Source organism: Paenibacillus sophorae, from assembly GCF_018966525.1.
In the GTDB taxonomy this organism is placed as follows: Bacteria; Bacillota; Bacilli; order Paenibacillales; family Paenibacillaceae; genus Paenibacillus_AQ; species Paenibacillus_AQ sophorae.
This window is the reverse complement of the sequence record NZ_CP076607.1, coordinates 3,171,193-3,197,118: the sequence shown is the minus strand read 5'-3', so window position 1 is coordinate 3,197,118 and position 25,926 is coordinate 3,171,193. Positions and strand designations below refer to the sequence as shown.

General features: G+C 50.4%; 28 protein-coding genes and 2 pseudogenes. 3 read left to right on the top strand and 27 right to left on the bottom strand.

The genetic code is table 11. The annotated features are described in order from the left end of the window. Positions 1-27: 27 nt before the first annotated feature. The 7 genes from KP014_RS15010 to KP014_RS14980 form a co-directional block, all read right to left on the bottom strand. Entirely contained in the window at positions 28-1,719 is a 1,692-nt protein-coding gene (locus KP014_RS15010; RefSeq protein WP_246590505.1) for an ABC transporter permease, read from the bottom strand. Continuing rightward, positions 1,703-2,806 (bottom strand): ABC transporter ATP-binding protein, encoded by a 1,104-nt coding sequence (locus tag KP014_RS15005; RefSeq protein WP_036601785.1) that lies wholly within the window; start codon positions 2,804-2,806, stop codon positions 1,703-1,705. Before KP014_RS15005 ends, KP014_RS15010 begins: the two co-directional genes overlap by 17 nt. Before the next feature lie 93 nt (positions 2,807-2,899). Beyond that, positions 2,900-3,952: an ABC transporter substrate-binding protein gene (locus KP014_RS15000; RefSeq protein ID WP_036592275.1), complete on the bottom strand. Its 1,053-nt coding sequence runs from the start codon at positions 3,950-3,952 to the stop codon at positions 2,900-2,902. Positions 3,953-4,168: 216 nt separating this feature from the next. Then, the gene (locus KP014_RS14995; protein WP_036592274.1) at positions 4,169-5,410 is read right to left on the bottom strand and encodes a response regulator; all 1,242 of its coding nucleotides are present in this window, start codon (positions 5,408-5,410) and stop codon (positions 4,169-4,171) included. Continuing rightward, on the bottom strand, positions 5,403-7,205 hold the full coding sequence (locus KP014_RS14990; protein WP_090834619.1) for a cache domain-containing sensor histidine kinase: 1,803 nt from the start codon (positions 7,203-7,205) through the stop codon (positions 5,403-5,405). The genes KP014_RS14995 and KP014_RS14990 overlap by 8 nt, the downstream gene beginning before the upstream one ends. Positions 7,206-7,467: 262 nt before the next feature. Next, a complete protein-coding gene (locus tag KP014_RS14985) occupies positions 7,468-7,653 on the bottom strand; it encodes a hypothetical protein (protein WP_036592272.1) in 186 nt (61 codons plus the stop codon). Positions 7,654-7,810: 157 nt separating this feature from the next. After that, positions 7,811-7,984 (bottom strand): hypothetical protein, encoded by a 174-nt coding sequence (locus tag KP014_RS14980; RefSeq protein ID WP_175491950.1) that lies wholly within the window; start codon positions 7,982-7,984, stop codon positions 7,811-7,813. Positions 7,985-8,084: 100 nt separating this feature from the next. Here KP014_RS14980 and KP014_RS14975 point away from each other — a divergent pair, with 100 nt between their 5' ends. Beyond that, positions 8,085-8,333: a hypothetical protein gene (locus tag KP014_RS14975; RefSeq protein WP_216700368.1), complete on the top strand. Its 249-nt coding sequence runs from the start codon at positions 8,085-8,087 to the stop codon at positions 8,331-8,333. Next, the gene (locus tag KP014_RS14970) at positions 8,317-9,054 is read left to right on the top strand and encodes a spermidine synthase (RefSeq protein ID WP_090834617.1); all 738 of its coding nucleotides are present in this window, start codon (positions 8,317-8,319) and stop codon (positions 9,052-9,054) included. The genes KP014_RS14975 and KP014_RS14970 overlap by 17 nt, the downstream gene beginning before the upstream one ends. Position 9,055: 1 nt before the next feature. Here the strand turns inward: KP014_RS14970 and KP014_RS14965 are convergent, their stop codons facing one another. The 16 genes and pseudogenes from KP014_RS14965 to KP014_RS14890 form a co-directional block, all read right to left on the bottom strand. Then, positions 9,056-9,814 carry a LamB/YcsF family protein gene (locus tag KP014_RS14965; RefSeq protein WP_090834616.1) on the bottom strand — a complete coding sequence of 253 codons (759 nt, stop codon included), beginning with the start codon at positions 9,812-9,814 and terminating at the stop codon, positions 9,056-9,058. Continuing rightward, positions 9,807-10,808, bottom strand: coding sequence for a 5-oxoprolinase subunit C family protein (locus KP014_RS14960; RefSeq protein ID WP_090834615.1), 1,002 nt, complete (start codon positions 10,806-10,808; stop codon positions 9,807-9,809). The genes KP014_RS14965 and KP014_RS14960 overlap by 8 nt, the downstream gene beginning before the upstream one ends. Continuing rightward, complete coding sequence (gene pxpB, locus KP014_RS14955) at positions 10,805-11,518, bottom strand: 5-oxoprolinase subunit PxpB (RefSeq protein WP_036595582.1); 714 nt, start codon at positions 11,516-11,518, stop codon at positions 10,805-10,807. The genes KP014_RS14960 and pxpB overlap by 4 nt, the downstream gene beginning before the upstream one ends. Positions 11,519-11,636: 118 nt before the next feature. Further along, positions 11,637-11,837 carry a hypothetical protein gene (locus tag KP014_RS14950; RefSeq protein ID WP_036595581.1) on the bottom strand — a complete coding sequence of 67 codons (201 nt, stop codon included), beginning with the start codon at positions 11,835-11,837 and terminating at the stop codon, positions 11,637-11,639. Then, positions 11,834-13,243: a sensor histidine kinase gene (locus KP014_RS14945; RefSeq protein ID WP_036595579.1), complete on the bottom strand. Its 1,410-nt coding sequence runs from the start codon at positions 13,241-13,243 to the stop codon at positions 11,834-11,836. The genes KP014_RS14950 and KP014_RS14945 overlap by 4 nt, the downstream gene beginning before the upstream one ends. Beyond that, positions 13,240-13,947, bottom strand: a complete 708-nt coding sequence (locus KP014_RS14940; protein ID WP_036595592.1) for a response regulator transcription factor — start codon at positions 13,945-13,947, stop codon at positions 13,240-13,242. The genes KP014_RS14945 and KP014_RS14940 overlap by 4 nt, the downstream gene beginning before the upstream one ends. A gap of 47 nt (positions 13,948-13,994) precedes the next feature. Next, positions 13,995-14,216 (bottom strand): hypothetical protein, encoded by a 222-nt coding sequence (locus KP014_RS14935; protein WP_036595578.1) that lies wholly within the window; start codon positions 14,214-14,216, stop codon positions 13,995-13,997. Positions 14,217-14,412: 196 nt separating this feature from the next. Beyond that, a pseudogene (locus tag KP014_RS14930) lies at positions 14,413-14,526 on the bottom strand (hypothetical protein); the annotation flags it as partial. Next, complete coding sequence (locus tag KP014_RS14925; protein ID WP_036595576.1) at positions 14,526-15,503, bottom strand: 2-hydroxyacid dehydrogenase; 978 nt, start codon at positions 15,501-15,503, stop codon at positions 14,526-14,528. The pseudogene KP014_RS14930 and the gene KP014_RS14925, both read right to left, overlap by 1 nt. A gap of 75 nt (positions 15,504-15,578) precedes the next feature. After that, positions 15,579-16,340 carry a 2-dehydro-3-deoxy-D-gluconate 5-dehydrogenase KduD gene (gene kduD, locus KP014_RS14920; RefSeq protein ID WP_036595574.1) on the bottom strand — a complete coding sequence of 254 codons (762 nt, stop codon included), beginning with the start codon at positions 16,338-16,340 and terminating at the stop codon, positions 15,579-15,581. A gap of 78 nt (positions 16,341-16,418) precedes the next feature. Beyond that, positions 16,419-17,705 (bottom strand): MFS transporter, encoded by a 1,287-nt coding sequence (locus KP014_RS14915; RefSeq protein ID WP_051500106.1) that lies wholly within the window; start codon positions 17,703-17,705, stop codon positions 16,419-16,421. A 45-nt stretch (positions 17,706-17,750) separates the two neighbouring features. Continuing rightward, positions 17,751-18,227, bottom strand: coding sequence for a NanQ anomerase/TabA/YiaL family protein (locus KP014_RS14910; RefSeq protein ID WP_051500105.1), 477 nt, complete (start codon positions 18,225-18,227; stop codon positions 17,751-17,753). Between the two features lie 64 nt (positions 18,228-18,291). Beyond that, positions 18,292-18,768 carry a NanQ anomerase/TabA/YiaL family protein gene (locus KP014_RS14905; RefSeq protein WP_036595572.1) on the bottom strand — a complete coding sequence of 159 codons (477 nt, stop codon included), beginning with the start codon at positions 18,766-18,768 and terminating at the stop codon, positions 18,292-18,294. Positions 18,769-18,902: 134 nt separating this feature from the next. Next, entirely contained in the window at positions 18,903-19,649 is a 747-nt protein-coding gene (locus KP014_RS14900) for a 5-deoxy-glucuronate isomerase (protein WP_051500103.1), read from the bottom strand. A gap of 169 nt (positions 19,650-19,818) precedes the next feature. After that, positions 19,819-20,481 carry a GntR family transcriptional regulator gene (locus tag KP014_RS14895; protein ID WP_051500099.1) on the bottom strand — a complete coding sequence of 221 codons (663 nt, stop codon included), beginning with the start codon at positions 20,479-20,481 and terminating at the stop codon, positions 19,819-19,821. Positions 20,482-20,714: 233 nt separating this feature from the next. Further along, entirely contained in the window at positions 20,715-21,605 is an 891-nt protein-coding gene (locus KP014_RS14890) for a DMT family transporter (RefSeq protein ID WP_036595569.1), read from the bottom strand. Positions 21,606-21,758: 153 nt separating this feature from the next. On the opposite strand from KP014_RS14890, the gene KP014_RS14885 reads away from it, so the two are divergent. Further along, the gene (locus KP014_RS14885) at positions 21,759-22,241 is read left to right on the top strand and encodes a hypothetical protein (RefSeq protein WP_036595567.1); all 483 of its coding nucleotides are present in this window, start codon (positions 21,759-21,761) and stop codon (positions 22,239-22,241) included. An 87-nt stretch (positions 22,242-22,328) separates the two neighbouring features. On the opposite strand, the gene KP014_RS14880 is transcribed toward KP014_RS14885, so the two are convergent. The 4 genes and pseudogenes from KP014_RS14880 to KP014_RS14865 all read right to left on the bottom strand — a co-directional run bounded on the left by KP014_RS14880 (position 22,329) and on the right by KP014_RS14865 (position 25,924). Then, entirely contained in the window at positions 22,329-22,646 is a 318-nt protein-coding gene (locus KP014_RS14880) for a hypothetical protein (protein ID WP_139210656.1), read from the bottom strand. A gap of 250 nt (positions 22,647-22,896) precedes the next feature. Then, a pseudogene (locus KP014_RS14875) lies at positions 22,897-23,823 on the bottom strand (RNA-guided endonuclease InsQ/TnpB family protein); the annotation flags it as partial. A gap of 239 nt (positions 23,824-24,062) precedes the next feature. Next, positions 24,063-24,473, bottom strand: a complete 411-nt coding sequence (gene tnpA, locus KP014_RS14870; RefSeq protein WP_036595562.1) for an IS200/IS605 family transposase — start codon at positions 24,471-24,473, stop codon at positions 24,063-24,065. 212 nt (positions 24,474-24,685) lie between these two features. Next, complete coding sequence (locus KP014_RS14865; RefSeq protein WP_036595560.1) at positions 24,686-25,924, bottom strand: ABC transporter permease subunit; 1,239 nt, start codon at positions 25,922-25,924, stop codon at positions 24,686-24,688. Between the last annotated feature and the right edge of the window lie 2 nt (positions 25,925-25,926).

Here is a 25,926-nt window from a genome sequence, read left to right as displayed (position 1 = left end):
ACAGAGACTTGGAATTCCACGGAATCCTTATAACGATAAGCCCTTTCCGCCGGACAGCTTATTCGCAATGAGCAATGAAATCAATGTACTTAACGTCAGGATGGATGCAAGCGCCGCACCCGTCCCATAGTTGGAGGTGAATACCTCGCTGTAGATCGTAACGGAAATCGTTGCTGTTGCGCCATAATACAACACAAGAGTTGAGCTGAGCTCATTAATGGTTGTAATCCAGCTCAGAATCGCCCCGGATATCACCCCTGGGGCCATCAGCCTCCCCGTTGTCTTAAAGAACGTCTTCATGGGCGGAACACCCAGACTAATTGAAGCTTCCTCCACACTGCGGTCAAGCTGGTGAAGAATGGCTGTGCTGGAGCGTATGGTGTATGGAATTTTACGCACGACATAAGCAATCACAAGAATGATCCATGTTCCCGTCAGCACAATCGGCGGTTTGTTAAAGGCGACAATAAGGCTTATCCCAAGCACCGTTCCCGGCATCACATACGGAATCATCAGAATTCCATCCAGCGCCGCTGTAAGCTTGGATTTGCGCCGCACCAGGATATACGAAATCAACATGCCGCCCGCAACCATAATAATGATTGACAAGATGGAGTAGGAATACGTGTGAATAATCGAACGGGGAACCCGGTACAGCACTTCCCTGTAGCTGTCAAGGCTAAACCCTGACTGGAAGACAGGACCCTTTGTTTTGATAAATGACGTCAAGATTACGGTCAGCTGCGGCAGTATCGAAATACATGCGGGAATAAAGGCGACAATCGTCAGCAATGTCTTCGCCAAGGGTTTAAGCGGAATCAGCTTCGGTGTCCGCATACCCGTCATCGAAAAGTTTTTGCGTGCGACGAAATAGCGCTGAGTAAACAAGACCGATGTGGAGAACAAGATCAGGATGATGCTGAGCGTACTTGCCATAGCCGGGTTGCCGCCCATTTCACTCACGAATTGCTCATAAGCAAGAATCGGAAGTACCTTGAAGCCTTGTCCCAGCAGCATCGGTGTGCCGAAATCCGCGAAGGATGCCATAAATACCATTAACGCCCCCGCCGACAGAGTTGGAAAAATCAAAGGTAAGGTCACGGTGCGAAGACGCTGCCAGGAGGTCATCCCAAGGCTTTCCGACGCTTCCTCCAGCGATGTATCGATGGTCTTCAGTGCGCCGGAGACGTACAGAAAGATATGCGGGTAGAACTGCAGCGCGAATACAAACACAATACCGTGCATCCCGTAGATCGACGGAACCGAAATTCCGAGGTCACGAATAAATCTTGTGATAAATCCGTTATTGCCCATGAGCAGGATCCACGAATAGGCGCCAATGAATGGAGGCGACAGCAGAGACATCACAATCATAATCTGCATAAGACCTTTGAATTTAATCGCATACCGGGTAGATAAATAGGCCAGCGGAACTCCAATCAGGATCGCCCCGATTGTGGCAAGCGCGGATACCATAAAGCTGTTGAGCAGCGCCATACGGTAATATTTCAATGAAATGAAAGTAATATAATTTTCAATGGTAAAGCCGCCTTCTTCACTGATAAAACTGTTGATGAATAAAGTCACCAAGGGGTAAACAACGAAGATGCACAGCAGCAAATAGACCACGAGCGTGACTGCGGTCCAGAAATCCCATTTTTTGAACAACAGTCTCTGCCAGATTACATTGCCCGGATTAGGCTCAACCCTCGCTTGCACGATAGATAACCTCCTCGCCGCTGCCATTGTAAATGACCGACTGGCTCAGTTGAAGATCCAAATATACGGGCTGCTTCGGCTTGTAAATATCCCGCGTATACACCGAATGGTCATGAACCTCAATGGATTCTCCGGACGACATTTTAACCGTATAGCTGACTTTTTCCCCAAGGAATGTTACCTCGTCTACCATCCCTTTATATCCATGTCCCGCAGAGGGCTCCGGCGATATCTTTACCCGTTCAGGGCGAATCGAGAACAGCACCTTCCCGGAATGCGGCTTCAGAAGCGGCAGCTCGGTTTCAAGTCCCATCAGCTTAATATTGGCGGGATTGTTAAGTAAGGCCCCTTCTTCACAGGTTCCGTCCAGAAAATTAGAGGTGCCCATGAAATTGGCGACAAAACGGTTTTGCGGATATAGATAAATCTCTTCCGGGGAAGCAATCTGCTGCACAGTTCCATTATGAAGGACAGCAATGCGGTCGGATACAGCCAGCGCCTCCTCCTGATCATGCGTAACGTAGATGGTTGTAATGTTCAAGTCTTTTTGCAGCTTGCGGATATCCGTACGCATCTTCACTCTCAGCTTCGCATCCAGGTTGGACAAGGGTTCATCCATTAACAATAGTGACGGACGAATGACAATTGCACGGGCCAAGGCAATCCGCTGCTGCTGCCCGCCGCTCATGTTGGAAGGAATACGGTCTTTAAGATGCGTGAGCTCCACCATGTCGAGCGCTTCCAGCACACGGGTACGGATTTCCTCCTTGGACACTTTTCTCGCCTTAAGGCCATAGGCCACATTATCAAATACAGTCATATGGGGGAAAATCGCATAGTTCTGAAACACCATGCCGATATTGCGTTCATGAGTGGGGACATCGTTAATCAATTTGTCGCCAAAATAAATATTTCCTTCTTCTTGTCTGTAGAAGCCCGCTATGGTTCGAAGCAGCGTCGTCTTGCCGCATCCGCTGGGGCCGAGCAATGTGAAGAACTCGCCTTCTTCTATCGTAAAATGCGCATTATTAACCGCCTTTGCCGTACCGAAATATTTTGTTACATGATCGAAAACAACCTTGCTCATGAATATTCCCTCGCTTCCGGTAATGATGTGAACAGCGGCGGCAGCCGGTCATAAGCCCCCTGCCGCCGCTCTCCTCCCTAAATACGTATTGCTTTATTCCTGTCCAGTCGTGATTCGGGTGAACTTTTTAATAATTTCGTCTTTATTCTGAGCGGCCCAATCAAAGTTATAATCGACCAGCTTGATATCGCCTGTCTGAGGCAGGCCCTCCACAGGAGCTACATCCCCCCGTACAGAACGGCGCTTGAATTCTTTTTGAACAAGCTCCTGCGCATCTTTACTAACCAGGAAATCGACGAACTGTTTGGCCTGCTCGAGATTCTTGCTGCCTTTCATAATGGCCGCGCCGTCAGGTACGGCGGAGGTTCCTTCCGCCGGATAAATAATGCCGATTTGCGAGCCTCCTTCAATGTAACGAAGAGCCGCATCCTCAAGGGTAATGCCGAGCGCGAATTCTTTGTCCGGAACGGCACGCTGCACAAGGCTTGAACCGGAGAGGATCTTGCCGTCCATATTTGCCACCAGCTTCTTCACGTAATCCCAGCCCTTGCCGTCTTCTTTGCCGAACGCCGTAAGCATCGTTACAAGCTGGGTATAGGAAGAGCCTGATTTGGATGGGTCGGCAAAAGCGATATTCCCTTTCCACTTCGGATCAAGCAGATCCTCCCAGGATTTAGGCAGCTCAGCTTCAGACACCAGTTCTTTATTGTAGGTAATAACCATTGGCAGCGCGTTGAATGGCGTCCAGTAGGAATTCGTATCTACGTAAGCCGGCAGCAGGTTGTCGAATTCCTTGGTCTTATAGGGCTGGAAATATTCTTTATAGGATTCCAGGGAGTCGGCGCCGCCGGCCCAGAATACATCACCAAGCGGGTTGCCTGCTTCCGCCTGCACTCTTTTCAGCAGCTCTCCCGTACCTCCGGAGATTAAGTCCACCGTAATTCCTGTGCGGTCTTGAAATTCTTTAATAATAGGATTGTTGATTTCCGCCGCATTCGGGGAGTACACCGTTAATTTCCCGCCCCCGGACTTGCTTCCGCCGTCAGAGCCGGCAGTTGCAGCTGTATCTTCTTTAGCCGTGCATGCCGTAATCGTTACTGTCATGAGTGCCATAGCGACTAGACCTTTAAGCCATCTTTTCTTCATTTCTTTCCAACCTCCGCTTGATGTCATGTTTTCTTTCATCGATTGAATCTATACCCACTATACTTACCGGCTTCTGTTCGCTCAATGGGACAAATTTTCGTAACTGTTTAAAAAAACGATCTCCAAAAATAGTAAAATCGCCCTCTTGTCGAGGACGACCCTTGATTTCACTGGCTTTATACTTAACATTAAACTCACATTAAAATGACGCGAAATTCATATGAATTCTCTATCTTTACGGAATTCCGTAGGCGTCTTGCCCGTAGCCTTGCGGAATAACTGGCTGAAATAGCGTGAATCCTGATAACCGACGGCAAGCGATACCTCATATATCCGCGAATCCGGGGAGCACAACAGCTCCATCGCCTTTTCCATTCTCACCTGTGTTACATAATCAATAAAGGTAGTTCCCGTAGCTTTACGGAACAGTCTGCTGAAATGTGCTTCACTCACATGAAACTGGGCAGCGAGCAGTTGCAATGATATCTCTTCCGCATAGCGTGTTTGAATGAATGCCTCCACCTGTTTGAAATTGGCGGCATCAAGAGTTACGGGCTGTTCTCCCCACTGCTCAATATCGCCAAACTCATGTACTCCGCTCTTCTGCCCCGGACCCGGGCGCTTGAAATGGAGCGCGGCGACCGCCTCGCTGTGAGCCTGGCCCATACTGTCGAAGCTTCGATGCGACAAGCTTAGCCCAATAGCCAGCTGACTTTTACCTGAAATCTCTTGAATCCGGCTCCAGAGCTGTTTACCATTATCTCCCGAATCGGCCCCGATCATTAACGCCGCACGGTTCCCGCCCAGCGTCACAGGAGGCCCCATGAGTATATCCCATAACCGGTCATGCAGTTCATCCTTCAGCTGCTCGTGCCAGTAATTATGGTCTTCATACTGAATTAGAGCAATGCGGAAGCCTTCATTGCAAAGCCGATGGTTATCAATAATCTCCGTTAACATCTTCAAGGATTTCGAATTGGAAATCCCCAACAATTGATCGTGGAGAAGCTTCTCCAGTACAATGGTATACCCTGCCGCCACCCATTCTCTAAGCTCCTGTTCGACCGTTTCGTTTTCCCTACTGGCCTTGATTTCCCCACAGACTTTCTCTATGACCTCCAATAACTCGTCTGGATTAGTAGGCTTTAATATAAAATCAGCCACCTTAAGTTTCACTGCCTGCTGCGCATATGTAAAGTCGTCAAATCCCGTTAAAAATATGATGCGAATATTAGGGTGAATCCGCTGTGCTTCTTCCGCGAGCTGCATTCCATTCATAACCGGCATACGAATATCGGTCAGCAATATATCAGGTTTAAAATCCTTGACCGCTTGCAGCGACTGCTCCCCGTTCGAAGCCTCGGCCACAATCTCACATTCGAGTGCTTGCCAGTCAATCGTCTGCTTCAGTCCCTCCCTTATGAGCCATTCATCATCCGTTATCAATACTTTATACAACCCGCTCAACCTCCTTCGGATCGGCAATACAAGGAATACGAATCGTAACCTTCGTCCCATTGCCCGCTTCACTCTCCACATCCAGCTGATACGCTTGCCCAAAATGCAGCTCCAGCCGTTTCTTCAAATTGTGCAGGCCGATCCGCGTCTTCGCGGACTGTGCGCTTTCTTCTTCATGCTCCCACAGCTTCGCAAGCTTGTCCCCGGTCATCCCGACGCCATCGTCCTCCACGATGAATTGTACATTCCCGTCTACGACGCCTGCCCAAATTAATAATTTCCCTTCGCCTTCCTTCATCTCCAGCCCGTGCCCCACCGCATTCTCCACCAGCGGCTGCAGCAAAAGCTTCGGTGTGTAGAAATCCAGAATCTCCTCGTCAATATCAAGCTCTATATTAATTTTGTCACGGTATCTAAGTTGAACAATCGTCAAATAGTTGCGAATTTGCTTCATATCCTCACCAATCGGAATAACCGGATTGCCGCGCCGTATGCTGAACCGAAGCAGGTTGCCCAGCGATAAAGCCACCTTGCTGATCGCATCGATTCCATTGATCCGCGCCATCCAGTTAATGGAATCGAGTGCATTATATAAAAAGTGGGGCGTGAACTGCGCTTGAATCGCCTTGATTTCTGCCTCCTGCACCTGAATCTGCTTCTCATAGCCTTCGTGGATTAATCGGTTGATCTGCCTGAGCATGGTATTAAAACTGCGTCCCAGATGTCCGACCTCGTCGTTATATTTGGATGGGAAGGTAACATCCATTCTGCCCTTCTCCACCTCATTCATCAATAAGCGAAGCTTGCGCAGTGGACGTGTCATATAGTCTGACAGCAAATAAGCAACGCAATAACTGATAAGTATGCAAGAAATTACGATAAATATCGTCAAATTGCGGATACTGTGACTTTCCTTCGTCAATACGCCAATTGGCACGACACTCACCATTTTGAAACCGGAGGAATCCGAGGAGTCATAAATAATCATTTTGTCAGACCCTTCGTCCACTGCGGAAAAATAGCCCTTGGTGCCGCTCAGCACTTCATCCATATAGCTTTTATTCAGACGCGTTCCGACCTGCTGCTTGGAGGGGCTGCTGGAGATGACATATCCGTTCGCATCCAGCAAATACACCTCGCCGCCCGGATACTGATGAGCCTTCTGGTATTTATCCGCCAGCGCGGACTCCTTAATATCCACGATGAAATATCCGAGCGTCTCCCCGGTTTCTATAGATTTCAGAAGCCTTCCCGAGCTTAATACAGCTCCGTAATCCTCAATTTTCTTAAGGGAGTAATGGGTATCCCAAGCAGCGCCGCCGTCCGCAATTCTTGCTTTGCGAAATAACCCCCAGTTCGGCTGGTAGTCACGATAGGCGGGCGGCAAGAAATCGCCTGTGAAATAACGTTCTCCGTTCACCCCGATCACGTAGAGCTGAATGTCCCAGGATTTAAACCCCAGAAAGCTCTTCAAAATCCCGTTTACCGTCTGCTCATCCTCATACTTCTCGGCCACGCTCCGGGATGATGATTTGGATAATATCTCCTGTATTACCTCGTTGCTGTATAAATACATGGATAATTGTTCAATATCCTGCACAAAATCGGTCAAGCTATGATTGACCTGAGACAGATTCTCCAAAATAATTTCGTAGGCCTTGATCTGAATTTCCGTCGAAGCCTTGCGGTACGAGAACATACCAAGCAGTCCGAGGGGCAATATCGTGATGATCAGCAGCAGAAGCATTAATTTCGTCCTTAACCCCATGGAATGGAACTGCTTGATCCGATTCATGCTGTGCGACTCCCTCTCCACCATCAGAATTTGCTGTTAAATATATCACAATCCGCAGAGAGGCGACAACCGAATTCTCGAACCGTACAGGGCTGGATTAACGCAAGAAGAAACGGCTGCGCCGTCCTCGCAGGAGGAGGGCATCCGTTTCTCGTAGAAATATAAGGCCATTTATAAGCGTGAAACTTATAGATTCTTATATTTACAAAAAAACATAACCCTAAGGTTATGTCAGAGTATACGGCCTGCATGCGCCGCATCGTTATTTGGGGTACTGCTCTTTAAGCGCCGGCGAATGGGCCGAACCGTCATTCATCCTTCTCAGGGTTTCCAGCTTCATATCGCTGTGGACCCCGAAATCCGAACCATACTTCTTCTCAAGAACGACTCCAGCAAGAACATCCTGCCGCTTCTGCCGGTAACGGGCGTTTCGATTCCGATCACGCATTTGCATTCTCCTCCTTGGGGGCAAAATGGGTTACAGATCAAGAAAGTGCGACGCCAAACAACAGTATGGAAGTTCCGGTATGTACTTCCAGTATACAAGATGAGCGTGTATAAAAAAACAGGCTGTCCCAATGGAAAGCCTGTTTTTCCTAAAATTTTTATTTTTTCGGCAATGGATCGGGATGGGCGGTTGGAGCCGGTTTGGCTTCCCACTCATCTGCCTCGGGTTCAATATCCACCCCGTTATCCATCTTTTTCAATTCAGCCAGCGAGTCTCCATCTTTATTTTCCCGATTGCGGATGTCCGCTTCATTCTGGATTTGATCTGCCATGCCTATCTCCTCCTTCACAGTTATTCTTGGTTGTCATTCATATCTATGATTACCCGTTGGTGCCATTTGCAAACATCCTAAATGTTCTCTGCGGGCCGGGGTGAAAAACATATCCATGCCAAAAGGAGGCATCAGCTGCGACGTGCTCATCATCGGCGGCGGAAGCTCGGGCGCGCAGTGCGCCCATTATTTGGCGGATTCCAACACCACGCTGATCCATTTGGATTTGTATCGGCCCGTCCGGCATGTTCCGGCGCTAAGATTTGGAGGCTATGATTCGCGAACGTTATCCCTTATCATGGTAGAAAAAGAACGGCAAGGGGACGGGAAGATTGAAGCTGCTTTATAACACCTGCGGAGACGGCCATGCCATTAAGGTATACGATACGGATGAATTATACGGTGAGAAGGGACGTTTCCGGGTGCTGCAGTTCTCGGAAGAAGCGGTTCAAGGAGCGGTGGATTTGGATTGTCCAGAGCGCATCGTGTTCGAGTATCCGAGAGCGATCATTCATTTGATGGAGTTGAATAACCCAGAATTCGAGGATGCTTTCATCATCGGGCATGGCATAGGAACGATTTCCGGCTATTTTTCCGGTAAAAAAATAAAAACGGCCGAGATCGGCAGCCAGATCGAGGAAATCAGCAGAACGTATTTCGGATACAGCGGGGATCATGTAAGAGTTGGCGACGGACGCCGCAAGCTTGAACAAGAGAGGGACGGAGCCTTTGATTATATAGTTCTCGACGCATTCAGCGACAAGGGAACACCCCGGCATTTGATGTCGGAGGAGTTCTTCCGCTTAGTCCGGGCCAAGCTGAATCCCTATGGCATAATGTTAATGAACCTGATGGGAAAAGGTGGAAACGATAGGCTAATTCAAGCGGTTTACACGACGTTGGCGTCTATATTTCCACATACCCAAGCGTTTGTTCTCCCCTCCGAAGGCGCTTCTACCCTTAAAAATATGATTCTCGCCGGCAGCAGCCGGCCTATCGCCTACAAAGCCCGCCAAATGGCGGGCTTTATCGGGACATTGCTCCCTCCCGGGCATATCCTTTCGGACTAAGCTACTGCTTCGGCCTAACTGTGATTCCTTCTGCCTCCAACCGCCGGCGTAGTTCTCTGGCAAATACGGCTGCGCCGGCGCCGTCTCCATGGATGCAGACCGTCTCCGCTTCAAGCGGGACTACCGTGCCGTCCACAGCAGCAACCGTGCCTTCTTTTACCATACGGATCACTTGGCGGACCGACTGCTCCATATCGGTAATGACCGCGCCCGCCTGGCGTCTCGGCGTCAGCGACCCGTCCCGCTGATAGGTACGGTCGGCGAATACTTCGCTTGCCGTGGGCAGCCCCGCCTCGCGGCCGGCGGCAAGCAGCTCGCTTCCGGCCAGGCCGTACAGCACCAGAGACGGGTCGAACCGGTGGACGGCCATGGCTATGGCGTCGGCAAGCGGACGGGATGCCGCAGCCATATTGTACAAAGCGCCGTGCGGTTTGACATGCCGGAGCTTCCCTCCCTCCTGCCGGACGAAGGCCTCCAATGCTCCAATCTGGTAGGTGACGAGATCGAACGCCTCTTCGGGAGTAATGTCCATATTCCTTCTTCCGAAGCCCGTAAGATCGGGCAGGCCCGGATGGGCTCCGATACTCACCCCCGATGCCAGTGCGGACCGGACCGACTTACGCATGACGGAGGGATCGCCCGCATGGAACCCGCAGGCAATATTCGCCGAGGTGACTTCCTGTAACAAATCCTCATCCGCGCCGATTGTATAAGCGCCAAAGCTCTCTCCCATATCGCAATTCAAATCCACCTCAAGCATGATAACCCTCCTTCAGCTTCAGCCTGATCATCGTTTCAAGCCGCTTCAACTTGCGCTCCTGGCGTATATACAGGGCTTCGGCTTCTCCAAGCGTTACTTCCCGAAACAGGATATGTCCTCCCGGCGCAGCCTGGGCCATCACGGGGAGATCCGCGCTTATGACTTGCGCAATCTTCGGATAGCCGCCCAGTGTCTGGCGGTCGGCCATCAGCACAATCGGCTGCCCGTCCGCCGGAATCTGGACCGTCCCAAGCGCTACGGCCTCGGAAAGATACTCACGCGGCGATTCCAGCTCTAGAGACGGTCCGGATAAGCGATAGCCCATCCGGTCCGATTGTGGAGTTACCTTGTAGGATAACTCCATAAAAGCTTGCCGGCTGCGGTGAGTGAAGTCGTCCCACTGGCGGCCCCGGGTGAACCGGATTTCCGGGTTTTGTCTGTAGGCAGGAAGTACCGACCAGGGAACGGCCCAGGAAACCGCATAAAAAGAATCATCTCCCGTGAGCGCCGCCGGAGCCCGCAGTCGGCCCTGGCCTACGGGAAGCTCATCTCCCGCTCTAAGCGCTCTTCCCTCAAATCCGCCGATCCCGGCACGCAAGTACGTACTGCGGCTGCCCATTACCTTGGGAACATCCCATCCGCCGGATACCGCCAAATACGCCCGGCAGCCGGAGACCGGCTGCTTGAGAACCAGCCTGCTTCCTCTTTGAGCGAACACGGGACGCCACATCGGCACCGCCCTCCCGTCGATAACGGGAGCCATATTGCCTCCCGTTATCGCAATCCAGTGATCCTGCTTAAACTCGGCGGCAAAGCCCGAGAGCGTGATCTCAAGCGCCGCCGCTCCATCCCCGTTCCCCGCTAGCCAGTTCGCCGTGCGATGGGCAAAACGGTCCATCGCTCCCGAGACGATTACACCGTATTTCCCATAGCCCGTTCTGCCAAGATCCTGAACGGTCGCAAGCAGGCCCGGTTTATGTATTTCAATGCTCACGGCTGCATCCTTCGCAATCTCAGGTATTCATCCTGTCCGATGGGGCGAAACCGGATATAATCCCCTCCCTGGAGCAGGGTCGGCGGCGATTCGTCCGGCCGAAACAGTTCAAGCGGAGTCCGGCCGATAATCTGCCAGCCTCCCGGCGTCTCTATGGGATAGATTCCGGTTTGGGAACCGGCAATGCCGACCGAGCCGGCGGGAATGCGAAGCCTCGGTGTCTTTTTGCGCGGTGCCGCAATTGTGTCCGGCATTCCACCCAGGTAAGGAAAACCCGGGGCAAAGCCGATGGCATATACAAGATATTGTTCTCCGGCATGAATCGAAACGACCTCCTCCTCGGATAAACCGTTCGATTCCGCCACAAGCCCAAGGTCCGGGCCAAATTCCCCGCCATAGCAGACCGGAATGTCAATGATCCTTGTGCTTTCATCCCGCAGGCCGTCTCCAGTCAACATCAGCTTATCGCGCAGGATAGAACAAACATGGTCAAACGCCGTCCGGTTCCGGTCCGGAATGCGCAGCGCCGCCAAATCATAAAATACGCTTATCGCAGCAAAGGAAGGTACACATTCGATAAAGCCGGGGAAGGGATCTATTTCAATCCGATGTACGGCCGCTCTAATCTCTTTGTGTATCTTTGCACTAATGCTCTGGCCAAATTCAACTGATACCGCCGAGTCTCCCAGAGGATAAAAAGACCAGGCCATCGCTTGCTCCCCCCTTTTTATAGACGCTGTTGTCCGGACCGCAGTCAAACGAATCGCGCCGTCTTTTTCCTTAAGGATAAGGGATGAGCACAGCCGGGTAAACCTTTTTAAGCCGAAATTAACGCTTCTTTCTGAACGCCGCCCATCCGAGGAACAGCAGAAGAAGTACTGCCAGCGTCCCAAAACAGGCGAACACTCTCATCATCCCTACCCCCAAATGCATAAGGGGCATGCTTCGGAAAGAAAGCGCCGAGACGCTCATGCACATCATACCCATTCCGATCAGAAGAACCGCGATCAGCCATTCGATTTTCTTCATAAATGTTCCTCCCGCGGCTCCGGCTCCAGCTCAAAATGAAGCTCGAAACAGGTTCCTTCCCCTAGCCTGCTGGCAACCGTTATTTTTCCTCCGAGCAGTCCCGTCAGCTTGTGAACGATGGACAGCCCCAGGCCGGTGCCGCCATGGCTTCGGGATCGGGATTTTTCCACCCGGTAAAATCGTTCGAATATAAAAGGGAGTTCGTCGGCTGGGATTCCGATTCCCGTATCCTGTACGGCAAGCTTCACCGCACCCGGCTGGAACGACAAACGGACGTTCACCGTTCCCCGCTCGGTGTACCGAATTGCATTTTCCAGCAGATTCAGCACAATTTGCTCCATCCGGGCACCGTCCGTATACATCGGTTCCGGCGTTCCTTGAACGGTAAATTGGAGCTCCAGGCTTTTGTTCCCGGCCTTAAGCTTCGTCTTTTCGACCGCCTGCTCCGTAAGTTCCGCCAAGTCAACCCATTCCGGCTCAAGGCTAATCTTGCCTTCCTCCATCTTGGCCAGCTCGAACAGATCGTCCACAAGATGCTGAATCCGCCGGGCTTCCATATAGATAATGTCAAGATACCGGTCCTTTTCCTCATCCGTCTCGTACAGCCGCTCTTTTACAACGTTCGCATACCCCTCAAGGTAGGTAATCGGCGTCCGAAGCTCATGTGAGATATTGGCAAAAAACTCCTGCCGCGAATCCCGGTAACGCTGAAGATCGACCGCCAAATCGTTAATCGCCCCGGCAAGCGCGCCCATTTCATCCTTGCTCCCGATATCCACTCTCGTCTCCAGCTCTCCGGCGGCAATCTTCCGGGTAGCCTTCTGCATCTGCAGCAGCGGCCTTGACAGAAATTGGGCAATAATCCAGGTGCTGCCCAAAGCGAGCAAAAACGCTCCAATGCCGGAGAGAATCAGCAATTTTCGCACTCCAGCCAACGACCGGTCCATTCTTTCGGTGGAGGCCATAATATACAGAGCGGAGACGACCTTTCCTTCCTTTACTACCGGTTCGCCCGAAACGAAATAACGCCCGCCCGCTGGGTCTTTATAGAGATAACTTACCTTTTGTCCCGAATAAATTGCGTCAACGTCCGAAGCCCGGATAAATGACAGGCACCCGGGGTCTTGAACCCCCGAGTGCATCATGACGTTTCCGTCCCGGCGCACATTATAAATGCCGACGCCCGAAAATTCGGCGAACGTCCCCATCATACCCATGGTATCGCCTTCCGAAGACTCGGCCATGACGCTAAAATGAGAGGCCAGCTCCTCCGTTTCCGTCCGCATATTGGCATAATAAAAGCTGGTGAACATCCGGTCGACAGCGACGCCCAGAAACAGCAGCACGACTAGAAACAGACCGGAAATGACAAGGCCTAGCTTCAAGCCGATCCTATTGTTCTTCATTGGATTTCACCTGGCACTTGGAATTTATAGCCTACTCCCCAGACGGTCTGAACCGGATTGTAGCCAAGGCCGGCTTTTTGCAGCTTTTCGCGAATATTTTTGATATGGGTGTCCACTACCCGGGTTTCGCCCTCGAAGTCCATTCCCCATAATCGTTCCACCAGCTCATCCCGGCTGAAGGCGCGCTGCAGGTTCCCGGACAGAACGGCCAGCAGATCGAATTCCTTCGGCGTCAGCTCAACCCCGCTATCCATAACGGACACCTCGCGGGCATCCGGACGGATGACCAGCCCCTGAAACCTCAGCACATGCTCCCTCGGAACCGCTGACTGAGCCAGGGACGCCCTGCGGATCAGCGAATGCATCCGGGCCACCAGTTCCTCTGGTTCAAACGGCTTGGTCAGATAATCGTCCGCCCCGATCTCAAGGCCCCGGATCTTGTCCTTTGTCTCGGAACGGGCGGTCAGCATGAGAATCGGCACGCTGTTCTTTTTCCTGACAGCCTGGCATACCTGCCAGCCATCCATGTCGGGCATCATTACATCGAGCAGCACGATATCGAACGGTTCTTTATCCATTATGGACAGCGCTTCCCGTCCCGTCGATGCTTCGCTTACCCGAAAGCCTTCCTTCAACAAATAAATACGCAGTAGATTGCGCATATTCCATTCATCATCCACAACAAGCGCACGGAGCTGCGCCATCATCGTCACCTTCTTTTTTCACGGTTACCTATGCTGCACATTCCGTACTATTCCGCTTTTTGATAACCACTTAAGGCTTCAAGCTCCCGCTTCATTTGCGCATTTTGCACTTTCAGCTCGTCAAGCTCCTGCCGGATGCCGGAATCGGATGCGGAAACGCCGTGCGAATCCTTTTTGCCATGCCCGTGTCCATGCGCTCCCTTCATCCCGAGCATCATAACAACCATCATCAGCGGGCATACCAGCACCAGCAGCGAAGACCAATTCATCCTTCATCTCTCCCGTCATTATTATAATATTGAATGGAACAAATTCATTATAAACGCGGGATATGTGGAAATTATGTTGGCTCCGTTAACGGTCAGCCGCCTTCTCATTATCGTTCAACCTTAAGCTGCAATCAATAAGTCATAACAAAAAAGCCATCCCGGGTTAGGGATGGCTTTGCCTGAAGCAGCGGCTAATCTACCATTCGGTATGGAAGACACCTTCTTTGTCCGTTCTCTCATACGTATGCGCGCCGAAATAATCCCGCTGGTCCTGAAGCAGATTCGCCGGCAGCCTTTCTGTCCGGTAGCTTAGGCCTTCACGCCAACTTCCGGATTTACGCAGGTTATCGGCGTTCCTCCGCCTAGCACCGCGAAGATGTTCCGGGCGCACAGCTCGCCCATGGCTACTCTGGCTTCGGTGGTGGAGCTGCCCACATGGGGAGCCAGCACCACATTCGGAAGCTCAGCCAGTCCCGACGCAAGCTCCGGTTCGGACTCGAACACGTCTAGGCCAGCTCCGGCAATAATGCCGTCTCGAAGCGCGGTTACCAGCGCCTGTTCGTCGATAATGGGCCCCCGCGAATCGTTGATCAGGATAGCGCTCGGCTTCATTATGCCCAGCTCATCCGCTCCGATCAGATGTCGGGTGGAAGGCAGCAGAGGCACATGAACGGATACAAAATCCGATTCACTCAGCAGCGTGTTCTTATCTACGAAAATACCGCCCGTCTCCGCCTCAAAATCGGGATTCGGCCGTTGATCGTTGTATAGTATCCGCATATTGAAGCCCTGGGCGCGCTTCGCCACGGCCTTGCCGATCCGGCCTCCGCCCAATATACCGATGGTTTTGCCGCTGACCTGGGCGCCGATCAAATTCATTGGTCCCCAGTTCTTCTTGCCGGCCCGCACGTACAAGTCGCATTCCACAACCCGCCGGGCGGCGGACAGCAGCAGGGCAAAGGCAAAGTCCGCGGTGGCGTCCGTCAGAACGTCCGGCGTATTGCTGACATAAATGCCGTGTCTTGTTGCGGCCTCGACATCAATATTGTTGTAGCCGACACCGTAGTTGGCGAAGATTTTGCAATCGGAAGCAAGCGCCCGGCACACCTCCTCATTAACCCCGGCGGACACTGTCAGAACGGCGTCGAAGCCCCGGGCATTTTCAATCAGCTCTTCCGGGCTCAAGCTCCGCTCCTCCGGATTCATCACCACTTCACATTGTTCGCGCAGCAGAGCCAAAATATTGTCACCCAACGGATATGTAACATAGACACGGGATTTTGACATGAATGATTCACTCCTTTTGATATTTTGAATTTGATCATTTAGCATAAAGCTGGTTATTCCCAGGCCAACCGCAAGCTATCTTGCCATCCAGCCTCCGTCCACGCAAATGATCTGTCCGTGAATATAACGCGCTGCTTCGGAAGCGAGAAAGACAGCAGTTCCGCCCATGTCCTCCGGCGAACCCCAGCGTTTGGCTGGAATCCGGTCCATAATCTGCCCGCTGCGGACCGAATCGCCGATTAGGGCAGTATTCATCTCCGTCGCCATATAACCGGGTGCAATGGCATTGACATTCACTCCGCGGGAGGACCATTCATTGGCCAATGCCTTGGTCAACTGGGCGACCCCTCCCTTCGCTGCCGCATAGGCGGGCACGGTCAAGCCGCCGGAGAAGGACAAGAGAGAGGCGATATTGATGATTTTGCCAGAGCCTCTTTCGAGCATGCGTTTCCCAAATGCCTGGCACAGCATGAACACCGAGCGAAGCTGAACCTGCATTACCAGGTCCCATTCTTCTAATGGAAATTGCTCTGCCGGATGGCGGCGCTGAATACCCGCGTTATTGACCAGAATATCGACAGGACCGAATTGATCCTCAATATTTGCGGCAAGATCTTCCCCCGTCTGCAGCTCTGCCAAATCGCAGGCGACCGCATAACAGCGGCGGCCCAGCGCTTCCACCAAAGCCAAAGTTTCCGGGGACTCCCCGCTTCGCTGAACGGATACGATATCCGCTCCGGCCTTGGCCAGCGCGATCGCCATGCCCTGTCCAAGCCCCCTGTTGCCTCCGGTAACGACTGCCAGTTTTCCTTCCAGTGAAAAATCAGATAAATCCATAGTACGGTTCCTCCATCTCCTGTATTATGCGGGGTTATGAATCCGCTGCGATTCTTACGCCGCTCTCTTTAAGATGCATTAGGCCGCTTTCTTACTCGTTCTCGTTTGAACCGACCGGGGCAGCGTGGCGGTAATAAGCGCAGATACGACCAGCAGGCCTACAAGGCTGTATACTCCAACATTATAATTGAAGATTTGAATCAGAAATCCGACAATATAGGGTCCAAAGAATCCGCCCAGGTTCCCGAGGGCGTTGATGGCTCCCCGGGCTCCGCCAGCAACTTCCTTGCTGAACAAACGCGGAGGAATCGCCCAGAACACCACCCCTGCGGCTTTGACGAAGAATCCGGCTCCGATGAGAAAGATATACGAGAACCAGATATTCCCGTGAATCGTTACAGACAGCAGCAGGCACAGCGCGAATCCCAGCAGCGGAATCATGACGAATTCCCTTCTTCGTCCGGTCCGGTCGGACAGGCCCGAAAACAGCAGCATGCCCGCAATACAAGCAATCCATGGCAAGCTGGACAGCAGGCCCACCATGCCCATTCCGCTGTTGGTCAATTTCTTCAGCATGGTCGGCAGCCACATGGAGAATCCGTAATCGCCCGACTGGTAGCAGAAGTTCAGGGCAATAAGCTTCCACATGGACTTGTTGGGCAGCAGATCCTTAATCGATGCATGCTTCACCTGATTTTCCTGCTCAATCGCCAGCTGCTCCTCTTCCAGCTTGCCGACAATGTACGCTTGCTCTTCCTTGCTGATCCATTTGGCCTGCTGCGGACGATCACTGACCATTAATAGCCAGGGGATAAGGACAATCAGCGAAACAATCCCTTCAATAATGAACATTTCGCGCCATCCGTAAATGGAAATGATGAATCCCGAAATGGGGCCGGTGATGATGGCGGCGATGGGCGCAAACATCAGCACGATGGCGTTCGCCCGGCCTCTTTCCTCATTGGGGAACCAGTTGCTGCACATCGTCAGGACAACCGGCAGCATGCCGCCCTCCGCAACACCGAGACAGAACCGAAGCACCAGCAGCTCAGTCGTGCTCGTTGCCAAGCCACTTAATATGGAAACAACGGCCCAGAAGGGAATCACCCAGGCAATGAACTTTTTGCCGCTGCTCTTAGCGGCGATTTGCCCTCCGGGGATTTGCAGAAACAAATATCCGAAAAAGAATATTCCCGCCGCGAACCCGGCCATGCCGGCAGTCATACCGAGTTCTTTGTCCATCCCGCCGGATATGGCAAAGCTCACGTTCACACGGTCCATAAACGAAATAATGCACACAATCAACAGCGGAGGCAAAATCCGTTTCCAACGGCTGTTAGGTATTTTTCGAGTTTCGCTGATCATTCCCATTGACACCCCTTGTTATAAGAAGTTTCCAAGCGAATAGACCTACATAATGGCTTCGTTGATCTTAATAACTACCCTGCGGATCGATGTCTTGCCGCCATGCTCCCAGATCGGCCGGTGAACATCCTCGGGGAAAAAAATCGCGTAATCACCCGGTTCCAGCACAAGCTCCGCTTCCCTGTCGATCTGGGCGTAAAAGATCGCATCTTTGGTCTCCAGCAGCGTCTCCGTCACCTTGTTCTTGCCCAAATCCACCGCAAAGCCGATTCGTTCCTTCCCCTCCACCGAGTAGTGCAGTTCAACATATTTGCGGTGCACTTCCGGTCTGGCCTCCTCCTTCTGCCTGGTTGTGACATCGAAGACCTGGACAAAGAAATCGTCACCTTCAATCGGATAGATGCCTGTCTCCATATGCTGAAACTCATGCTGATGCTCCTTCAAGTACCGGATGGCCCGGACCACAGGCTCCGTATACTTTTTCTCGATGGCTTCTCCAGTTTCAATGTTGGAAAAGATCATACCCTCTCACGCCTCTCTTCATTAAAATGGGGGTTATCGGTACAGCCGACAGACCGCCGCCCTGTTACAAGGCAGCTGTGCTTACCTTTACGATCACCTTTCGCAAAGCCGCGCCGCCTCCGTTCTCACAGCCCGGACGATGAACATCCTCGGGGAAAAAGACGGCGAACTGCCCGGGCTGCATCAGAAGCTCCATTTCATTCTCCGCCTGCTTATAAAAAATAATGTCCTTCTCCGCCGCCAAATCCTCATCGACAACATTATTTCCCGTGTCCGCCGCAAACCCGATCCGCTCATTGCCTTCCACGGAAAATTGCACATCGATGTATTTCCGGTGCACCTCCGGCCGGGTATCCTCCTTCTTTCTAGTCTCCAGGTTGACGACCTGGGCGTAAATTTGCTGTCCTTCAATCGGGTAAACTCCGGCATCCATGGACAGAAATTGCTCCCGGTTGTCCTTCAAATACTGAAGGGCTCTCACAATAGCCGGCGGATACTGCCGCTTCGTTTGTTCCAATGTTTCAATACTACCGAAATACATAGCATGACCCTCCCGTTTCCTCCGCCGCCTTGACGTACTCTAGTGGCACCGGTTTAGGAAAAGATTGATGATTGCGCTTTCAATTCCCTGCTGTTTGATTAAGCGCTGTGCAGCAACGCTTAACCAAATCATAGTCACCTGTAAATAGGGTGATCCTCGGACGGAGCCCGGCGATCCTCTTCGCTTCCCTTGGCTCCCAGAAACCAGACATATTTCATTCGCGCGCCCGGCGACGCCACCGTAGGATGATAGCCGCTCGGAATAATGACCGCATCGCCCGAACGGACGATCTCCGCCTGCTCGGTTCCGTCCAACAGCATTCCCACATGAACACCGAAGCCGTCTGCGGGAATATCGAAATAGAAGTAGATTTCCTCCAGTGTGTCGGAATGATGATGCGGCGGCCAACTGGTCCAGGCTCCATCCTGCCCTGTGGTGATGCCTGTTACTATGCGGCTCGCCCGGTCGGAACGGGTCAGCAGATTCGCGATATCACGGGTATAGTTATACCTCCCGTGGACTTCCTTCTCCCGGTATGCGCTGCCGTAATCCGCATAAATATACTCCGCGTCGCTCCATGCTTCAGCCGTTGCCATGACGAGCCTGGATTGTTCAGAGACGCCTTCAACCCTGACCGTTTGGCCTCTCGGAACATACAGGCCGTCCCCCGGCAATAACATGTACTCGCTGCTTGCAGCCGTCACCCGTAGCTTGCCTTCGATGCAGACCAGGCTTGCCTCGCTGCCCTCCAGCTCAATGGTTTGCGCCCCGCCTGAAGCCAGGTTCAGCACGAACAGCTCCAACACTTCCAGGCAGCTGTTCTCGCGTCCGACGATCCGGTGCAGTCCCGGCGCGCTTGGCGCAGTAAATTTCAGCTCCATCTTCTCCTCCTCACCAAAGCTTGTGACTGTTCAGCAATTGCTTACATCCGAATTTTAAAATGAAAGCGCATAATTGTCAACAAGTATTTCTGTCGACAATGATAGACAAAAGAATTCCCCCGAGCCCTATCGACTCAGGGGAGCGGTTTGCGTCAGAATTCATTTTTCATCAGAATTCTTTTTTATCAATCCAGCTGTTATAGTGAAAGTGATTGCGAAGCGCAGCCAGAATCTCCTCATTGCTGCCTTCCTTCAGGGCGGCCACAATCTGGCGGTGCTTGTCGACCACCTGGCGCTTGTATTCAAATTCTCCCTTGTCGAACTGGCGGCGCGTTCCCACAATCAGAATCGCCCGGCACAACTTGTCTATGTTCGCCCAGAAGAGCTTGATGAACTTGTGGTCAATCACCTCGAACGCCTTGGTGTGAAACGCGATATCCTGCGCCGCGAACTCGTCGGCATCCTTGTGGCCCAGCGCCAACTCCATTCTGTCAACGGATGTCTCCAGGAAGCGGATAATGGAATCCCGTGCTTCGGGCGGAATGTGGCTGAGCGCAAACGATTCCAGCATGTAGCGGACGTTATAGAACTCGTTGACCTCTTTTTCGGTAAGGACCTTTACGACAGCCCCCTGCTTGGTAATATCCAGCAGACCTTCGTATTCCAGATTGCGGAACGCTTCCCGCACCGGAGCGCGGCTTAATCCATATTCGCTTGCTATCGCGGTTTCCGTCAGCTTCAGCCCATTCTCCAATTGGCCGCCAACGATCTTCATCCGCAAAATATCGGTCAGCTGTTCTCCCAACCCTATGTTAAGCTTCGGATCTATCATCAGGTTTACTCCTTAAAATACATGTCGACATTCAGGTTAAGTGTATCACAACGGGCAAGACTAGCGCTATATAAACTGAACTTTTGTTTTACATAAGGATTGTCGCAGACTGCGAGAAATGCTTGGATTAGGACTGCTGTTTGCGGGTATAAATCCGAAAACAAAGGCGAACGCTGACGCTCCTCCACTTCCAAGCTTTCTCTTCGTCGCTCCGCCTTTTATGATTCTTAAGTTCATTTTATATAGCTTCTTACCCCTTTGTCTTTTCTCCCGGTTATGTATACCCCAGCAAATACAAGCAGCCCGCCGAGCACCTGCGCAAGCGTGACCGGATTGCCGAGCAGCATGCTGAGAATGGCCGTAAACACCGTGATCAGATTCAGATAAATCCCCGCCCGGCTGGCCCCGATCTCGCGGATCGACGCGTTCCAGAAAATAAATGACCCCACCGAAGGAAAAAGGCCGATATACAGAATGCCCAAGGTTGCCTGGTGACTCAGCGGCAGCTTCATGCCCGAAGCCAGGAAGAAAGGAAGAACGAGCACTAGCCCCAGCAGAGCGGAAACCGCAGTAGCTGAGATTGGAGGCAACCCTTTCATTTTCCGTCCCAGGATCGAATAGAACGTCCATACGAGAATCGCGGCCAGCATCAGCAGATCGCCGAGATTGTATTCGGTCTGAAAAATCAACTGAAGCTGCCCTTTGGTCAGCACCAGCAGCACGCCGAGCAGCGATACCAGCAGTCCCACACCTTTGGCAAGCGAGATTTTTTCCCGGAGAAAAAAGGAAGAGAACAACACGATCAGCGCCGGATTCATCGCATTGACGAGCGCGGCGTTCATGGAGGTCGTAAACCGCAGCGCCTCGTATAGCAAAAAGTTATAGCCGACCAGGCCCAGTACGGACATGAGCAGCAAGATCTTCCACTCTTTCAAGACGCTCTTCCAGTTCGGGCGTTCCACGAACTGTGCGATTGGAAACAACAGAAACACCGCGATCAGCCATCTAGAAAACGTCATCTGCACCGGCGTCATCTCCGCCACCACATACTTGCCGAACACATAATTTCCCGCCCAGAACAGATTAGCCAAAATTAAAAACAGATAAGTACGGTACTTGCCCATGATCCTTGCTCGCCTCTTTCTTTCGGTGAAAATGAAAAATTGACTTCATCTATTATAATATACAGGGGCAAGAGGGGCAGCGAGATTGGTTCTATTCATACTTGAAACAATTCCAGAATATGTAACGTCTGATGAAGTAAAGGAGGAATGAAAATGAGATTAAAGAAACTATTTTGGGGGTTGGTTCTACTCTGCGTAATGTTAACAACCGCATGCACGAACACCAATCATGCAAAAGATATGGGAGAATTGTATAGTTTGGCGCTAGATGCATACATGCCCATTGATGAAGGTCTGAACGGCGGTATGAAATTTATTGCAATTGACATGAGTAATTTTAAGGATATTGATGAAACAGACAAGGAACAAATTCTAAAGTTTTTTGCTAAATACAATGTTGAGGTAATGGAAGCGAGTTATGAGCAGCTAAAGGACAAGGGGTTATATGACCCCCAGACAATGGCGCTTAATGGCGTGCTGCTGCGTGTCGAAAAGACTGAAATTTCAGAGAATCAAATGGTGATCGAAGGTTCTAAGTATAGATCTGGCCTCGGAGCAATCGGAACGAAAGTCATTGTTGAATACAAAAACGGAAAATGGCAAGTTACAAAAGCAGACACAACTTGGATAAGTTAATCATATACGAAAGGATCCATACAAAAGAAAGCACATGCTGAACGCCATATGCTTTCTCCTTTCAAACTTCTGCATAATATTAGATAATTATGAATTTTCACCAAATATTTTCTCAATATATTCTTGCAAGTGACCAAGAAAAAATAACGATGATTTATCTTGATTAAAAGCAGCATCACTATGAACCAATATGTAAAAATTAAATAGCGTAGATACCAAATTCTTTGGTATCACGATTTCGCTTTCAACCAAGTTAGATATATCGGCCAGCTCACCGTATAGCTCCTTCTTTTTTTCTTCATTAATTTCTTGTTTAGTAAGAATTAAGACACTAATTTCATCTATCGTGCTCACCAAAGAAGTAAACATAGTTTTATACTTGAGCTCTTCATTTAGCATATCCAACTATCGCTCCTTTTTGTAAAATTTAGCATCTGGTGTTGGACGTAAACAATGACTATTGTCAATGAACCTCCCCAGCTTACACTTCGTTTAGAAGCAGGGGTTTCTTACCAGCCCCTACCGTTACTTTCGATAAGCACATAGGTTGGCTATCTGCTTTCGCTGATTGCGGAAATCTAACGGCAGGGTTCAGTAAGCAACACTTGTTATTTGTCCAAGTGGGTGGGAACTCACCTTCTACTACTTTTCACACTCACGCGATCCGTAGATACTTGATTTCTCTCGTTTCGCCCAAATAACGGATATCTCCATGCAGATATTTAGATAATATCCCCTTGCTCCCGTGTATATCCCGGTGTTCAGTATAGCCGCAGGAACAGTTGTAATTTCGGGTGGATGTCTTTTTTCTTCTTCCGCAACAAGGACATTGTTGGCTGGTGTAGCTCTCATCTATTATTTTTATGGTGCTTCCTTGAGATTCCAATTTGTATTCAAGCTGCTTCTGAATTTTGCCAAAGCTCCAGTTGGACAGCTTTTGATTTATGATCTTTCTCTTCTTCTTTTTCGTGTTCCGCTGTACGCCGTCCACTTGGCCGACAACCGCCTCTTTGACTTCATTTTCTCTACACCACGCTACGAATTGTCTTGTGGTTTTGTGGATGGCGTCATTCAGTTGGCGTTCGCTTTTGCTGAGTATGTATTTTTTAGCCCGATTGTATTTTTTCCATTGCCGGCTGCCTTTTTGGCATTTGCTCATGAGCTTCTGGATCTCGGCCAGCTTCTTGTTTCTCAGCCGGTGAATGCTTCTTACTTTTCTTCCGGTGATGATGATCGACTTGTTTTCGGTGGTCGTTGCCGTGATGGAGTGGATTTCTCCCAGGTCAATGCCTGCGGTCTGGCTGCCATGATTTTCTGCTGCTGCTTGTCCATCATCATAACTCATGGAAATCATCAGTTTCCGGTCATACACCAACTCGATTTCCTTGATGTCCGCAACCGGCATACGCGGGACAGTGATTTTAATCGGCTGCTGGCGTTTGCCGTTTTGAATACCCAGACTTAAGTGGATCGTGTTGCCCTCGATTTTGAATGCTTGGTCTACCCATTTGGTGTTGAAGTGCTTCTTCTTTTTGTAAGGGTATTTGGTACGCATGCCTTGCTTTCTAGCTTGTTTTGCGCTGTCTCTGGCAAAGAGATATTTATGGCAAACTGCCTATATAGACTGGGAATGTAGAGGAAACTGATTTTTAAACTCCCCTTGAAGTTCCGTTTTTCCCATCCATTTTCCATCATGCTGTAGGGCATAGTCTTTAGCCACCGATAGACATTGATTCCAAACTTCCGCTGAAATCCGGTTACACGCAAATAGCCGTTCCAAATCCGTTTTGGAGGTGTGAAACGCTGTTTTGACACATCGGATCACCTGGTCTTCGCTTCCTTCCCTTGATGTTCGATGTACGCCTTCAGTACGTCCAAAGGTGCACCGCCCACAGTAGTTAGGCAGAAGCTTTGAGACCAAAAATATTCTTTCCACAGCTTCGTTTTAACTTCGGGAAAGTCTTTCTTGATGAGGCGAGAGCTAGCACTCTTATAGGCATTGATAAATTTGGATAGTTCGGTTTTTGGATGCGCCTTGAACAGTACGTTGATGTGATCGGTATCGTGGTTCCATTCACGCAGCGAAATATGATAGTTTTCTCCAATGCGTTCAAAAATGTCCCTCGCATACTCGGAGATCTCGTCGGTGAGTACTTTTTTGCGGTATTTAATGCAAAGGATAAGATGGTAGTTCAGGGAGAATACCGAGTGATTATTAGAGTCTAATTTCATTGATACACCAGCCTTATATCTAACTAAGACTGATTATATCAAATGAGCTAATGTAGAGCAATAATTTTCCAAGGTTACCTGGCCGATATTCATCCCCTCCCTGTAGAGGAAGGGGACTTCTCTCGGAATGCTGTTAAATTCGCTTCACAGATAATTATAGAGATTAAAAATAGACTCCAGCGTATCTTAATCTCGTCTTTTAATGGATTACATCAAATAACCTGGTGCTTATTAAATGCTCGATAAGTAAGAGGCACCAGCAGTGCTATAACGATTATTGCAAACCCTACCATGACCTTGTACTCCGGAATCAACTGACCAAAAATATGGAACACTTCGTAACCGGTTACCTTTTCAAAACTGTCGAACATATTGCCCGGCAGCAAATCCATCAAGTGATTAAACAGGCGGTTACTTTTGCTGGCCGAAAAAAACAGCGGACCGAAAAGGAACATGACGATTGCAATGATAACGGGAAAGGGACTCCTTATACGGCTGGACAGCCACAGCGTCACCGCTCCCACAAGCAGACAGGCCAGACCACCAATGAAAACCGCCCACAAGTACGTTTGGAAAACCGTGTAGGGAACAGGCGCCAAAAGTTTAATCATCTGCACACTGGCACTCCCGCCGGTGAATCCATATATCCCCAGCATTACGAGCGTATAGGTCATCAGCGCGAAGACAACCAGCCCCAAAGACACCAGGAAGCTGGCTATCAATTTAGCTGCGATGATCTTATTGCGGCCGTAGCGTGAGGATAGAATGATGGAGTCAGCCCCGCTCTGGTATTCACCGGCAAACACGGGAGCGAGACAGATGGCGATGACGAATGCAGTGAATAAAAAGACAAACTGCAGATTCTCAAACACATTTTCCCAACCGGTAATATAGTCCATTTGAAAAGGAACAGGGATGCGCTCATTCATCTTTAAAAGGAAAGCCTTATCTTCCGGCGAATAGTACCCATCGGAATTTTCAGTATTCAAATATTCGTTAACGTTCTCCATCCGTTTCTGGTAAAACGCTTTTGCGGCGCTTGGCGTCATTCTGTCGATAATATAATGATCGTAATCATGCACATGAGAAAAAGTAAAACGAATCAATCTATCCATCTGTTCATCCTTTACTTCATATTTTATATAGGCCTCATTCGTAATCTCTCCTTTTTCATTCAGATTTTTCGGATCACGCATCACTTTTTGGTGCCGTTCAACCGCATCTGCTACTCTCTCCACGGTTAGAGGACCGGCAAGCTGACGGTCGTATTCCTTACGTAGAGGGATAGCCGCCAGTCCTTTCAATTCCTTACCGTCCTTGCCCGTTATATCTGCAGCCGTGACCAAAGTACTTATCATCAATATGACCACTACTACCAAAATCGCAATCCCTGCATAAAATGATTTCCGGCGCATGATCTTGCGCAGCTCGAACCGAGTCAACGTATCCATCG

Coding starts and splice junctions, on each gene's coding strand:
- KP014_RS14890 (WP_036595569.1), bottom strand. CDS start 21,605: ATGGGCAAGTACCGTACTTATCTGTTTTTAATTTTGGCTAATCTGTTC.
- KP014_RS15000 (WP_036592275.1), bottom strand. CDS start 3,952: ATGAAGAAAAGATGGCTTAAAGGTCTAGTCGCTATGGCACTCATGACA.
- pxpB (WP_036595582.1), bottom strand. CDS start 11,518: ATGGCCTGGTCTTTTTATCCTCTGGGAGACTCGGCGGTATCAGTTGAA.
- KP014_RS14895 (WP_051500099.1), bottom strand. CDS start 20,481: ATGATAGATCCGAAGCTTAACATAGGGTTGGGAGAACAGCTGACCGAT.
- KP014_RS14915 (WP_051500106.1), bottom strand. CDS start 17,705: ATGATCAGCGAAACTCGAAAAATACCTAACAGCCGTTGGAAACGGATT.
- KP014_RS14900 (WP_051500103.1), bottom strand. CDS start 19,649: ATGGAGCTGAAATTTACTGCGCCAAGCGCGCCGGGACTGCACCGGATC.
- KP014_RS14965 (WP_090834616.1), bottom strand. CDS start 9,814: ATGCTTGAGGTGGATTTGAATTGCGATATGGGAGAGAGCTTTGGCGCT.
- KP014_RS14940 (WP_036595592.1), bottom strand. CDS start 13,947: ATGGCGCAGCTCCGTGCGCTTGTTGTGGATGATGAATGGAATATGCGC.
- KP014_RS14945 (WP_036595579.1), bottom strand. CDS start 13,243: ATGAAGAACAATAGGATCGGCTTGAAGCTAGGCCTTGTCATTTCCGGT.
- KP014_RS14990 (WP_090834619.1), bottom strand. CDS start 7,205: ATGAATCGGATCAAGCAGTTCCATTCCATGGGGTTAAGGACGAAATTA.
- KP014_RS14925 (WP_036595576.1), bottom strand. CDS start 15,503: ATGTCAAAATCCCGTGTCTATGTTACATATCCGTTGGGTGACAATATT.
- KP014_RS14950 (WP_036595581.1), bottom strand. CDS start 11,837: ATGAAGAAAATCGAATGGCTGATCGCGGTTCTTCTGATCGGAATGGGT.
- kduD (WP_036595574.1), bottom strand. CDS start 16,340: ATGGATTTATCTGATTTTTCACTGGAAGGAAAACTGGCAGTCGTTACC.
- KP014_RS14935 (WP_036595578.1), bottom strand. CDS start 14,216: ATGAATTGGTCTTCGCTGCTGGTGCTGGTATGCCCGCTGATGATGGTT.
- KP014_RS14885 (WP_036595567.1), top strand. CDS start 21,759: ATGAGATTAAAGAAACTATTTTGGGGGTTGGTTCTACTCTGCGTAATG.
- KP014_RS14910 (WP_051500105.1), bottom strand. CDS start 18,227: ATGATCTTTTCCAACATTGAAACTGGAGAAGCCATCGAGAAAAAGTAT.
- KP014_RS15005 (WP_036601785.1), bottom strand. CDS start 2,806: ATGAGCAAGGTTGTTTTCGATCATGTAACAAAATATTTCGGTACGGCA.
- KP014_RS14905 (WP_036595572.1), bottom strand. CDS start 18,768: ATGTATTTCGGTAGTATTGAAACATTGGAACAAACGAAGCGGCAGTAT.
- KP014_RS14980 (WP_175491950.1), bottom strand. CDS start 7,984: ATGGCAGATCAAATCCAGAATGAAGCGGACATCCGCAATCGGGAAAAT.
- tnpA (WP_036595562.1), bottom strand. CDS start 24,473: ATGAAATTAGACTCTAATAATCACTCGGTATTCTCCCTGAACTACCAT.
- KP014_RS14985 (WP_036592272.1), bottom strand. CDS start 7,653: ATGCGTGATCGGAATCGAAACGCCCGTTACCGGCAGAAGCGGCAGGAT.
- KP014_RS14865 (WP_036595560.1), bottom strand. CDS start 25,924: ATGGATACGTTGACTCGGTTCGAGCTGCGCAAGATCATGCGCCGGAAA.